We start from the raw sequence: 12,838 nt of genomic DNA, 5'->3' as shown, positions 1-12,838 counted from the left end.
GCGACTCGGAATGCGCCGGGTGCCAACGATTGCGCGACAAAGATAACAGTGTCAACATAAAGGGTGGGCGATGGGCAGGCGCCGAAACGCCTGCCCAGCCCTATCGATCGTATGCCTTGGGCAATGCCCCTTCCTGCGGCGTTGCATAACGATCGCGCAGGCGGTCCTGCCGTGTCGTCAGCGACTGCGCCTTGCCGTCGATCCACACCGCCGTCGGCCGGCTGCCGAGTTCGAGCGGGTCATTGTCCCAGATCACGACATCGCCGGCGCGGCCCGGACGCAGCGAGCCGATGCTGCCTTCCATGCCGACGGCGCGTGCCGGGACGCTGCTGATCGACGCGAACGCCTGATCCCACGTCATCCCGCTGGCACCCGGCACGCGCGCGAGGCCGACGAGGTTGCCGGCATATTGCGTCGCATAGCCCATCTTGTGCGCGTCATCGTCGTCGAACACGCCGACTGACACGTCGACGCCCGCGGCCTTGAGCCGGCCCGCGTTCGACTGCGTCGCGCCAAGCTGTTCGAAGGTCGACGGCAGGTCGGTGAGCGGCGAGACGAGCACCGGAACCTTTGCCGCCGCAATGTCGCGCGCGACGAGCCAGCCTTCGGTCACCCCGACGAGCACGAGCTTCAGCGCGGGGAACTCGCCCTTCAGCTTGATGACGTTGACGATGTCGGCGGCGCGGTCGACGCGTACAAACAGCGGCGTCGTGCCGTCGATCACGCGCACCAGCGCATCGGCGTCGGCGCGCTGGATCATCGCGTCATTGCCCCATTCGGCGAGCGTCGCGGGATTGCTCGCATAGCTGCGCGCCGCGAGCAATTGCTCGCGGAAGAGCAGGAAAGTCGCCGCACGGCTGCCCCCCGCCTTTGCCGAGCCATCCTCACCGAACGCGACATATTGCAGCGCGCGGGGCTTGGTCACCATGTCCATATCGTCGGCGAGGTCGACGACCGCGCCTTGGCCTGCGAACAGATTGCTGCTGCTGCCCGGCGCGACGATCGCGCGCGTCACGCCCGACGCGCGGTTGACCGCGACGGGCGAGCCCATCGGGTTCAACGCGGGCGCGATGTCGAGCCCCGCCGAGAAACGCGTGCGCGGGGCCGAGCGGTCGTTCGTGCCGGTGACGGCATCGACTTCGGTCAGCCCGACGCGGCTGAACGCCGCGACGATGCCCGGCGTGACATATTTGCCCTGCGCATCGACGCGCTCGACGCCCGCGGGCACCGCAACGGCCGCACCCGCCGCGACCACCTTGCCGCCGCTCACGACGACGGTGCCGCCCTCGATCGGCGCGCTGCCGTCGCCGATGACGAGCTTCGCATTGACGATCGCGACGTCCTGCGCAGCGGCCGGAACCGCGATCAGCGCTGCGGCGGAAAGAAGAAGAGCGCGCATCATTTCACGTCTCCTTCGCCCGGCTGGCCCAGCTCGAAATCGCTCACCGGACGCCGTTTCGGGTCGTTCGCGTCGAACATCAGTGCGCCGTCGATCCACACCTTTTCGGGGCGCGTATAGGCGCTGAACGGATTGCCGTTCCACAGCACGACGTCGGCCATCTTGCCCGGCTTCAGGCTGCCCGTCTTGTCGGCGATGCCCAATGCCTTGGCTGGATTGTACGACAGCCAGGTCCACGCCACCTCATCGCTGACGTCGATGCCGATGCGGCGCCCCGCGGCACGCGCTTTCGCAGCTTCCTGGTTGAGCCTCTGGATCTGGTTCGCATCATCCGAATGAACGATCGTGCACGCCCCGGCCTTGTACACCAGCGGGATATTCTCGTTGACGCTGTCATAGGCTTCCATCTTGAAGCCCCACCAGTCGGCCCACATCGCCGAGCAAATGCCTTCCTTCGCAAGAATGTCGGCGATCTTGTACGCTTCGACCGCGTGGTGGAAGGTCGACACCTTATAGCCGAACTCCTTCGACATATCGATGACGAGCGCCATTTCGTCGGCGCGATAGCAATGGTTGTGGACGAGGATCTCGCCCGACAGCACACCCGCGAGCGTTTCCATCGCGAGGTCGCGGTCGACGGCCTTTCCGTCGTCCATCTTCTTCTTGTACGCCGCCGCCTTCTGCCAAGTCGCGCGGTTCACCGCGAAATTGCCCATGCGCGTCGAGGGCGCGCGCCCCTTGCCGCCATAGACGCGCTTCGGATTCTCGCCGCACGCCATTTTGAGGCCATAGGGCGCGCCGGGGAACTTCATCCCCTGCACCGTGCGCGAGGGCACATTCTTGAGCGTGATCGAACGCCCGCCCATCAGGTTGGCGCTGCCCGGCAGGATCTGCAAGCTGGTCACGCCGCCATTGGCGAGCGCGCGGCTGAACCCCGGGTCTTGCGGCCAGACGCTATGCTCGGACCACACTTCGGGGGTCGTCGGCGATGTCGCCTCATTGCCGTCCGAATGCGCCTCGACGCTGGGCGAGGGATAGTCGCCAAGGTGGCTGTGGATATCGATGATGCCGGGGGTAAGGAACTTGCCGGTGCCGTCATAGACCGCGATGTCCGCCGGGATCGGCGTATCGGGACCCCCGACGGCCTCAACCTTGCCGTTCGCCAGCAGCACGGTGCCATTGTCGATCCGCCCGCCCTCGCCGTCGAAGATCGTGACGTTACGGACCGCCGTGACCTGCCCGGGATAAGCCTTGTAGGTCGACGGATACGGGTCCTTGTTGAACTTCACCGGCTTTTCGGCGGGCTTGTCGCCCGCCGAGGCCGTCTCTCCATTGCTCGCCGCGCAACCGACGAGCGCCAGCGATACCGCAGCCAGCAGGCTGCCCTTCACACCACGGATCATCGATTACGCCCCCTTGGGTTCGGGATGAACGCCGGCCGCCTGCGGCTCGGCCTCGCCGATGCCCGCCAGCCCGTCGTCGCGGTCGCGCAGCGTGTCGAGGTGCATCCAGCGTTTGACGATCGGGCTGACCGCCAGCACCGCCACCGCGGCACCGATCGCGATCCAGCCGAACATCTCGTAAATCTCGAGCAGCTTGGCCTTGCTCATCTCGCCGCCATGCCCGCCGGTCGCTTCGCCGATCTTGCCGGCGACGAAATTGCCGACCGCGGTCATATAGAACCATGCACCCATGATGAGCGACGCGACGAAGGTCGGCGCCAGCCGGTTCATCGCCGAGAGGCCGACGGGGCTGAGACACAGCTCGCCGGTCGTGGCGAGGAGGTAATAGAGGAAAACGAAGATCACCGGGGTCATCGCCGCGATACCGAACGCCTGCGCGCCCCAGACGAGGATGAGGTTCGCAAGCCCCATCTGCGCCAGCGCCAGCCCGAACTTGGCGGGGGCCGACGGTTCCTTGCCGCGCTTGCCAAGCCATTGCCACAGTGCGGCGAACAACGGGGCGAGCAGGATGATATAGATCGGGTTGATAGACTGGAAGATCGAAGCCGGCACCGCGCCGCGATCGACATAGCGGTCGGTGAACAGGTTCATCGATCCGCCCGCCTGTTCGAACAAGCCCCAGAACAGCGGGTTCAACGCGATCAGGAACAGGATCGCGAACATCCGGTCGCGCGCATGGTCTTCGCGGTTCATCTTCTCGACCACCATCACGCCGAGGAGGAGGAGGAAGCCGAACAGCGCCACCCACGCCGCGGGCGCGAGCCCGAGCGCGACGGGTCCGCTGGCGATGCCGAGGCCGAGGATCAGCGCCAGCGGCAGGAACAGCATCAGGGCGAGGCCCGCGAGCGCGATGTTGACGCGGCTCCGCGGACCGGCGCCGATCGATCCGTACGGCAGCTGGAACGTCGCCACGAGGACGACATAGCCGAGCAGGAGAATGCCCGAGACGAGCAGCAGGTTCTGGATAACGTCCTGATACTGGACGAGCGCCCAGATCACCGCGACCGCGCCCAAACCGACGGCGTAGAGCGTCCACTCGCTCGACCGCGACAGCGGTGCAGGCGCTTCGCCCGCACCCTTCAGCGCGCTCTTGCCGAGAACGAAGACGACAAGGCCGGCGAGCATGCCGATGCCGGCGAGCCCGAAGCCATAGCCCCAGCCGATCCGCTGGCCGAGATAACCGACGAGGATCGTGCCGAGCGCGGCGCCGACGTTGATGCCCATATAGAAGATCGTATAGGCGCCATCGCGGCGAATGTCGGTGAGCCGGTACAGCTGGCCAACCATCACCGAGATATTCGCCTTGAGGAAGCCCGAGCCGACGATGATGAAGGCGAGCGCGGCCCAGAAGACGTTGATCGTCGGATCATTCTGTCCGCCGACGCCTTCGACCGCCATCAGGCTGTGGCCGGCGGCGAGCAGCAGGCCGCCGAACAACACCGCCTTGCGCTGCCCGAGGTAGCGGTCGGCGAGATAGCCGCCGAGCACCGGGGTGATGTAGACGAGGCTGGTGTAGGCGCCGTAGATCAGGTTCGACTTGCTGTCGTTGAACAACCAATGCTGGGTCAGGTAGAAAATCAGGATCGCGCGCATGCCGTAGTAGGAGAAGCGCTCCCACATTTCGGCGAAGAAGAGCATGTAGAGGCCCTTGGGATGTCCGGCGAATTCGGGTTTCTTGCTGCCGGCGATCAGCGCACCGATGCTGAGGAAGACGCCGAGGACCAGAAGTGCGATTACCGCAATCCAGTCCCCCTCGTCCCACGAGCCCATATTTTTCATTATGTTGCGTCCCTTTTAGGATTGTCTGGCGCGGCCTCCCGCCGCGCGAATGCGGCAACCTAGCGCGAAAATTGCGTATTGGAAGAATCTAATTGCGCGTGAAACCGTCTCGATCGGGCCAAATATTACTGCGAACCGTTCGCAACACTTGCAGAAAGTGACGCGAAAGGCCACATGGCGCACCATGTTCAACGACACCTCCTCGCTCCTCGCCCATCTCGCCACCCGCCGTTCGGGCAAGGCGCGCGACATGATCGCCCCCGGCCCCGACGCCGCGCAGCTTCGGGGCATCATCGCGCTGGCACTACGCACCCCCGACCATGGCAAGCTCGCGCCCTGGCGCATCGTCACCGTCGCCGGCGAGCAGCGCGAGGCGTTCGCGGCGCTGCTCAAAAAGGCATGGATCGCGGAGAATCCGGGCGCCGCGGGCATGGACCTGTCGGCGCTCGACCAGTTCGCGCATCAGGCACCGACCTTGCTCGTGCTCGTCTCGGCGCCGGTGGCGGGAGCGAAGGTCCCCGTCTGGGAACAACAGATGTCGGCGGGTGCAGTCGGCATGAACCTGCTCCACGCCGCGCACGCGCACGGCTTTGTCGGCAGCTGGCTGACGGGCTGGGCCGCTTATAGCGCCGAGGTCGCCGCCGCGTTCGGCGCCGGCGACGGCGACACGATCGTCGGCTATTTCTTTCTGGGAACGCCCGCGCGCGAACTCGATGAACGGCCCCGCCCCGAATATGACGATGTCGTCCGGGCTTGGGAAATTTAGTTTCACTTTCTGAACCTAATTTGTAATAATCCTAATTTGACTGTGCTGCTGTCTTATGGCATTAAGGCGGCATGCTCGATCAGTCCAAACCCGTGTACCAGCGTCTGCGCGATGTCATCGCCAACGCCATCCTCGACGGCCAGTTTCGCGATGGCGACATGTTGCCGTCGGTCCGATCGCTCGCCGCCGAAGAAGGCGCCAACCCGCTGACGGTGGCGAAAGCGTATCAGACATTTCAGGACGAAGGACTGGTCACGGTGAAGCGCGGGGTCGGCATGTTTGTCGCAGCGGGTGCGACCGAGCGCCTCCGCGACCTGATGCGCGCCGATTTCCTCGCCAATGTCTGGCCGCCGGTCGCGCAGCAGATGCGCCGCATCGGCCTCGACGCGCGGACGTTGCTGGATTTGACCGAGGCGTAACGCCTTTTTCCGCTTTTGGATTGAGACCTGCCGTTCGCCCCAAGCTTCGTCACCCCGGACTTGATCCGGGGTCCATAACGGTGGTACGGTCATGGATCCCGGATCAAGTCCGGGATGACGATGAAAGATAGGGCGGCAATCGGTCGTTAGCCGACATTCCTCCACCTACCGCCCGATCTGCGCCGCCTTGTCGCGCAGGTCCGTCGCCGCTTGTTTGCTGCCGCGGCGTTCGAGCAGGTCGGCGTAAAACTCCATGATCCCAGCATTGAGCGGCTGCAACCGATAGGCGCGGTCGATCAGCGGCAGCGCGCGCGCATCGTCGCCTTTCGCCGCCCACGCCCGCGCCAGTTCGCGGAGCACCACGACGTCGCGATTGCCGATCCGCCGACGTACGCGTTCGAAATGCGCGATCGCCTGGTCCCAATGTTCGAGGTCCATCGCCAGATGCCCGGACAATCGGTCGGCGGCGATGCTCGACGGCTGGCTGCGCTGCAGCGCGAGGATCGCAGCGCCCGAACCCGCGGCATCCCCCGCGCGGAACAGCGCATTGGCGAGCCGCAATGTGGTGCGCTCGCTCGCATCGAGATCGCGCGCGGCGCGATACGCCTGCACCGCCAGCTCAGTACGTCCGGCCGCCAGCGCCGCATCGCCCAGCAGGATATGCGCGTCGGCAACGCCGCGGTTCGCATCGCGGAGTCGCGTGGCGCGCGCGATCGCTCGCGCGCCATTGCCACTCGTCAAATCGGCCGAAATAGCGGGAATCGCACTAGCCGGATTGAGCGGCTCGGCATCGGCCGCCAAGGTCAGCAGGCCATAGTCATTGTCGGCGGCAAAGGGCACCGCCTCGCCGGGCGCCAGCGCCGCCGCGCGCCCCAGATAGTCCGCCGATTCGATGCGCCGGCCGAGTTCCGCCGCCGCGCGCGATGCGAGCAGCAGCGACCAGCTGTCGGCGTCGGGCCGCTGGACCAGCGGCAGCAAGGCGGCGAGCGCGGCGTCGGCGTCGCCATCGCTCCATTCGGCGGCCGCGAGGATGCGGCGTGCGGTAAAATTCTCCGGCTGCTCGGCCAGCAGCCGGTCGGCCCAGGTCGCGGCCACCGCTTCGCCGCCGAGTTCGAGTTCGACGATCGCGCTCAGCAGCATGAACGACGGCTGCGCGTCGAGTTCGCCGCGCGTGCGCTGGAGCAGGCTGCGCGCGAGCCGGTAATTGTCAGCGCGCGCCGCGAGCACCGCTTGCAGATAAAAGAGCCGCGGGTCGCGCGGCACGATCGTCGCGGCGCGGCGCAGCGATGCGAGCATGTCGCGGTATCGTCCGAGATCGCCGAGCGTCGCCGCCTGCTCGATCAGCGCATCTTCATTGTCTGGATCGGCGGCAAGCGCGTCTTCGTACCAGGCGAGCGACGCGTTGAGCCCATCCTCGGTCCGCACGAGGTTCGCCTTGAACGCCAGCGCCGCGCTGTTCGCCTTGTCGAGTTCGATCGCATAATCGACCGCGTCGCGCGCGCCGAGCGTGTCGGCATTGGCATCGCGAAAGCGCGCGACGTCGACCCACAAGGCCGACGAGCGCGGCAGTTCGTGCACCGCGCGGTCATAGGCTTCGCGCGCGGCGGCCAGATCGCCATTACCGAGGTGAACGTCGCCCGCGACCCACGCCGCCTCCCCGATCATCTCGGGAATGATCGGGCCGTCGTCGAGCGTCTGGAGCGCACGGCTCCCCTCATCCTGCATCGCATAGGCGCGCGCCAAGAGCGGGCGCAGCGCCGCTTCCTTGGCGCCCGCGCCGATCGCGCCCTTGACCGCCGCCTCGGCCCCGACCCCGTCGCCCAGCTTGATCGCGACGCGCGCCAGCTCGACACGCTCGACAATGACCTTGGGATCGCTCGCGATGGCGTTCTCGAGGGCAGCGCGGCGCTCCGCGAGCGCCTTGCGCGGCGCGGACGACGCCCCGTCGCCGCACGCTCCGAGCAGCAGCGCCGCCAGCAGCAGCGCCTTTGTCCAGAAGCGGCCTAAATCCATTCAGGCCTGCATCCGATATTGTTTGAGCAGGTCGTAGAGCGTCGGGCGGCTGATCCCGAGCAGCTTGGCGGCCGCCGAGATATTGCCCTCGCTCTGCGTCATAGCGCGGCGGATCGCGACGCGGTCGGCGGCTTCGCGCGCGCTGCGCAGGTTGAGCCACGCCTCCTCGCCTTCCGCCTCGCCGCCCGCCATATCGAGATCCTCGCGCATCACCAGCTTGCCATCGGCCATGATCACGGCGCGCTTGATGCGGTTTTCCAGCTCGCGGACATTGCCCGGCCAGCGCCCCTCGTCGATCGCCTGCAACGCGTCGGGCGCGAAGCCGCGCACCCCGGGGTTCATCTCGGGCGCATATTGGTGGAGGAAATGCCGCGCGAGCAGCACCGCATCGCCCGGGCGCTCGGCGAGCGATGGAATCTTTACGACCATCTCGGCGAGCCGATAATAAAGGTCGTCGCGAAAGCTCTGCTCGGCGATCATTGCATCGAGGTCGCGGTGCGTCGCGCACACGATCCTTGTATCTACCGCGATCGCCTTGCGCCCGCCGATGCGCTCGATCGTCCGCTCCTGCAGAAAGCGCAGCAGCTTGACCTGGAGCGGCAGCGGAATGTCGCCGACCTCGTCGAGGAAGAGCGTCCCGCCATGCGCGAGCTCGATCTTACCCTCGGTCGTCTTGACCGCGCCCGTGAACGCCCCCTTCTCGTGCCCGAACAGCTCGCTTTCGAGCAGATTCTCGGGGATCGCAGCGCAGTTGATGGCGACGAACGCCCCGTCGCGCCGCCCGCTCGCCTCGTGCAGCCCGCGGGCGAGCAATTCCTTGCCGGTGCCGCTCGCGCCGAGCAGCATCACAGAGACGTCGAGGTTCGCGACGCGCTCGATCGTGCGCGCCACCTTCTGCATCTCGGGCGCCCCGGTGATCATCCCGCCGAGCACGCGATTGTCGCTCGAACCCTGCTCGGCGAGCCGCGCATTCTCGACCTCGAGCTCGCGCACATGAAAGGCGCGGGCCACGATCAGCCCCAGCTCGTCGATGTCGATCGGCTTTTGATAGAAATCCCACGCGCCGCTCGCGATCGCGGTCAGCGCACTCGCGCGTTCGCCGTGCCCCGACACGACGATCACTTTGGTGTCGGGCTTGGCTTCGAGGATCGCCTTCAGCGTCCGGAACCCCTCGCGCGTGCCGTCGGGATCGGGCGGCAGGCCAAGGTCGAGCGTCACCACATCGGGTTCCTCGGCGCGCAGCAACTCGATCGCGGCATCATGGTCGCCCGCGACGAGCACCTGGTAATCCTCATACGCCCATTTGAGCTGCGTCTGCAGCCCCGGGTCGTCCTCGACCACCAGCAATTTGCGCAGATTGGCCCCGCTATCGGTCATTTATGTCCCACTTTCATCACACGCGCGTCGACCCCCGCGTCGCCGCGGGCATCGGCGAGCGGCAGCCACAGCGTGAAGCTGCTCCCCTTGCCCGGCTCGCTCGCCACCTCGATCGCCCCGCCCATCGCCTGCGCGATCTGCAGCGCTTCGAACGCCCCCAGCCCGAAACCCGATTCCTTCGTCGACACAAAGGGCTTGAACAGCTCGTCCCGGATGAAATCGCGCGTCATGCCGCACCCCTGGTCGATCACGTCGATCCGCACGCGCCCCTGTTCGGCCACCGCGACCACCTGGACCGAGGTGTCAGGCGCCGACGCATCGATCGCATTGGCGACAAGATGCTGCACGATCTGCCGGACCGCCCCCGCATCGGCCCACGCCGACAGCCCCGCCTGACAGCCGACGAACAGCGCGCGGCGCGGACGCATTTCGGCCGCGATCTCGTTCAGCACCGGCTCGACCAGCGTCCGCCCCGCCTCTGCCGCTGGCCCGCGCTCGCGCGGCGACAGGCGGACGAGGAGGTCGCTGAGGCGCCCCGCCGAAATCTTCAGCGTCTCGATCATATCGGCGCGGAAATCGGGCTTGTCGGCGTGACGCTCGGCGTTGCGCGCGAGCAGCCCGATCTGGCTCGCCAGATTCTTGATGTCGTGCATGATGAAGGCAAAGCGCCGGTTGAATTCGTCGAACCGCCGCGCCTCCGACAAGGCCTGCTGGCTCTGCGATTCGGCGAGATAGCTTGCCGCCTGCTGCCCCGCGATGCGCAGCACGTCGAGATCCTCCCAATCGAGCGCGCGTGACACCGCGGGCCGATGCAGCACGACGACCGCGATCATCCGCTGGAAATGCAGCACCGGCACGACCACCCAAGCGCGCGTATCGGCGATCAGCCACTCGGGGATCGCCAGATCCTCGCCGGGATGACCCCGGCGCTCGGCATCGAGGTCGACGATATGCTGCGTTTCCTGCAGCATGAAGGCCGACCGCAACGAGAGCATGGCATCCTCGCTCGCGCCGTCCGGCCAATGCCAATGCTCGGCGATGCGAAAGCCCCCCGATGCACCGGGCAGCATCAGCAACGCGCCGGGGCTTCCGGTCAGTTCGGCGAGCGCTTTTGCGACGCGGCGGTGCAGATTGCGGTCGTCCTCGCCCCCATCGCCTTGGGCACCCTGCCCCAATGTCGCGGTAAAGCGCATCCATTCGGCGCGATAGTCATAGCGGTGCTCGAAGAAATGCTTGGAAATCATCACCGAAAGCCACGCTCGCGATCGCGCCGAGGCGAGCATCAGTCCGCCAGTGCCGAGCGCGACGAACAACGAGATCGCCTGCGCCAGTTCGGCATAGTCGCCGCCGGCGACGCGCGCGACGGCACCGGTCAGCGCGATCACGATCAGATAGGCGGCGGCGCCGAGCAGGATCAGCGTGCGCGTCGCGGCGGTGCGCGACAGGCGCATCCGCTCGCGCCCGATGTCCATCGCGGCGACGATATAGACCGGCAGCGTGAGCAATACGATCGCCGGAAGCAGGGCGATCAGCGTCGACGCGATTTCGCCGGTCAGCGCACCGATCAGCTGGACGTTGAGCTCATAGGCCCACAGCATCGCAAACCCGCCGGCGACCGCCATCACGGGCATGCGTTGCCCCGCGCTCGCATGGCGAACCCCGGCGTCGATCATCAGCAGTCCACCGATCGCGACGACCGTCGCGGCAAAGCCCAGCGTCGGCGTCATCCATGGTTCGGCCGCCGCTCCGGCGCGCAAATGCGCCGCCGCGCCGAGCAGCAGCGCCAGCAGGCAGATCGTCGCGAGCATGCGTGCGATCAGGCGCAGCGGCCGCGACATCGGCGCACGCGGCGACCAGAAGGTTGCCCCCAACCAGAGGAGCATGGCGAGGTCGCGCACCGTCTGCACGACCAAAGATTGCGACGATCCGGCGCCATAGACGGCCATCGCTGCGCACCACAGCGCGGTGGCGGCTGCGGTTACGGCGAGCAACCGCGGCGCCGGCATCAATGCCGCCATCCGCGCGCGCGGCCGCATCAGCAGCCACAAAGTGACACCGGTAAAGCCCGCCAGCGCAAGGCCCGACAGGATCTGGGACAGGCCGGCCAGCGCGCCCACGGCTACCGCGCGCCCTCCGGCCACAGCACGACGCGTACGGTCTGGAGCAGGATCAAAAGGTCGAGGAAGGGCGAATAATTCTTGGCGTAATAGAGGTCATATTCCAGCTTCACGCGCGCGTCCTCGACCGAGGCGCCATAGGGATAGTTGATCTGCGCCCAGCCGGTCAGGCCCGGCTTCACCATGTGGCGTTCGGCATAAAAGGGCAGCTTCTTTTCGAGTTCCTCGACGAAGCTCGGCCGTTCGGGGCGCGGCCCGACAAAGCTCATGTCGCCCTTCAGCACGCACCAGGTCTGCGGCAGCTCGTCGATGCGCAGCTTGCGGATGATGCGGCCGACGCGGGTGACGCGCGGGTCGTTTTCGCTCGCCCACACCGCTTTGCCCGCCGCCTCGGCATCGGTGCGCATCGAACGGATCTTGAAGATGTCATAGGGTTCGCCGAATAGCCCGACGCGCGGCTGGCGGTAAAAGACCGGGCCGCGGCTATCGAGGATCACCGCGATCCCCGCGACGATGATCAGCGGCAGGCCGACGACCAGCACAAGCAGGCTGGCGAGGATGTCGAACAGCCGCTTGCCGACCTTCGAAATCCGTTGTCCCGCCGAAAATCCGTCGGAAAAGATCAGCCCGCTGGGGTTCGTCGTCGCAAGGTCGACGCGTCCCGTTTCGCGCTCGATAAAACTCGCGATATCGTTGACATGCACACCCGTCGTCTTGACGCGCAGCAGGTCGTTCAGCGGCAGCGCGTTGCGCCGTTCTTCCAGCGCCAGCACGACTTCGCCCGCGCGCAGCGCCACAACATGGTCAGACAGATTGTCGAGGGCTTCGCGCGGCACGGCGCCCGGCACGGTCTTTTCGGTCGCACTCATCGCAATGAAGCCGACCATTTCGAGCCCGCTCCCCGGCGCGTCGGCAAGCGCCGCAAGGCGCGCGGCGCGCGGCCCGGCGCCAAGGACGAGGATGCGGCGCCGGAACGCTTCGGTCCCCGATGACTGCGTCAGCGCGAGGCGGATGACGAACAGCACCGCGATGGCAAAGATCATCGCGTACAGGCTGTTGGCGCGCCACAGCGTCGCGGTCGGCAACAGGAAGCCGAGCACCGAAAGGAAAATCACGCCGAGCGAAATCGCCGCGAGCAGGCGCGCGGTGGCGAAACGCATCGAGCGGAGCCCCTCGTTCCCGTACATTCCGGTCGCCATCATCGCGAGCGAATTGGCAAGGCCGAAGGTCAGCAGCGGCAGCCAGCGGCCCGCGAGCGGCCCGGCGTCGAACCCCGCCTGCTGCGCATAAAGATGCCACGCCCCCTCGGCCGAGCCGAGCAGCGCGAAAAATTCGATCAGCGCCAGCCAGACGACGGCGTGCGGGACATAATGTTTAAACAGCCGGAACATGGGGACCTTTCGCGCGCTCGATACTACAGCCGAGGCGTCAACTGTCGGTTAATTTTACACTCCCCATATCCGCAATGACAGGGTGACCCGCCGCTTCCAACGCGATAGACTCGA

9 protein-coding genes are annotated in these 12,838 nt (G+C 66.5%); 2 read left to right on the top strand and 7 right to left on the bottom strand.

The window, feature by feature from the left end; translation table 11 throughout:
• Window positions 1-100: 100 nt before the first annotated feature.
• From ACTJI5_RS00165 to ACTJI5_RS00155, 3 genes are read right to left on the bottom strand one after another with little or no spacing between them, the layout of a single operon-like run.
• Window positions 101-1,402: an amidohydrolase family protein gene (locus tag ACTJI5_RS00165; protein ID WP_440859008.1), complete on the bottom strand. Its 1,302-nt coding sequence runs from the start codon at window positions 1,400-1,402 to the stop codon at window positions 101-103.
• Entirely contained in the window at window positions 1,399-2,802 is a 1,404-nt protein-coding gene (locus ACTJI5_RS00160) for an amidohydrolase (protein ID WP_440859007.1), read from the bottom strand. The genes ACTJI5_RS00165 and ACTJI5_RS00160 overlap by 4 nt, the downstream gene beginning before the upstream one ends.
• A 3-nt stretch (window positions 2,803-2,805) precedes the next feature.
• Window positions 2,806-4,641 carry a peptide MFS transporter gene (locus ACTJI5_RS00155; protein ID WP_058538062.1) on the bottom strand — a complete coding sequence of 612 codons (1,836 nt, stop codon included), beginning with the start codon at window positions 4,639-4,641 and terminating at the stop codon, window positions 2,806-2,808.
• A 184-nt stretch (window positions 4,642-4,825) separates the two neighbouring features.
• On the opposite strand from ACTJI5_RS00155, the gene ACTJI5_RS00150 reads away from it, so the two are divergent.
• Together ACTJI5_RS00150 and ACTJI5_RS00145 are read left to right on the top strand one after the other, a co-directional pair.
• Window positions 4,826-5,407 (top strand): nitroreductase family protein, encoded by a 582-nt coding sequence (locus ACTJI5_RS00150; protein WP_440859006.1) that lies wholly within the window; start codon window positions 4,826-4,828, stop codon window positions 5,405-5,407.
• Between the two features lie 71 nt (window positions 5,408-5,478).
• Window positions 5,479-5,826: a GntR family transcriptional regulator gene (locus tag ACTJI5_RS00145; RefSeq protein WP_056374231.1), complete on the top strand. Its 348-nt coding sequence runs from the start codon at window positions 5,479-5,481 to the stop codon at window positions 5,824-5,826.
• 165 nt (window positions 5,827-5,991) lie between these two features.
• On the opposite strand, the gene ACTJI5_RS00140 is transcribed toward ACTJI5_RS00145, so the two are convergent.
• From ACTJI5_RS00140 to ACTJI5_RS00125, 4 genes are read right to left on the bottom strand one after another with little or no spacing between them, the layout of a single operon-like run.
• Complete coding sequence (locus ACTJI5_RS00140; RefSeq protein WP_440859005.1) at window positions 5,992-7,839, bottom strand: tetratricopeptide repeat protein; 1,848 nt, start codon at window positions 7,837-7,839, stop codon at window positions 5,992-5,994.
• Complete coding sequence (gene prsR, locus ACTJI5_RS00135; protein ID WP_137887786.1) at window positions 7,840-9,216, bottom strand: PEP-CTERM-box response regulator transcription factor; 1,377 nt, start codon at window positions 9,214-9,216, stop codon at window positions 7,840-7,842. It abuts the gene before it with no gap.
• A complete protein-coding gene (gene prsK, locus ACTJI5_RS00130; protein ID WP_439512049.1) occupies window positions 9,213-11,333 on the bottom strand; it encodes an XrtA/PEP-CTERM system histidine kinase PrsK in 2,121 nt (706 codons plus the stop codon). Before prsK ends, prsR begins: the two co-directional genes overlap by 4 nt.
• 2 nt (window positions 11,334-11,335) lie before the next feature.
• Window positions 11,336-12,724: a TIGR03013 family XrtA/PEP-CTERM system glycosyltransferase gene (locus tag ACTJI5_RS00125; RefSeq protein WP_439512048.1), complete on the bottom strand. Its 1,389-nt coding sequence runs from the start codon at window positions 12,722-12,724 to the stop codon at window positions 11,336-11,338.
• Window positions 12,725-12,838 lie beyond the last annotated feature (114 nt).

Origin of the sequence: Sphingopyxis sp. 22461 (genome assembly GCF_052044915.1) — a bacterium.
GTDB lineage: Bacteria > Pseudomonadota > Alphaproteobacteria > Sphingomonadales > Sphingomonadaceae > Sphingopyxis.
This window is presented reverse-complemented; position numbering and strand designations above follow the sequence as displayed.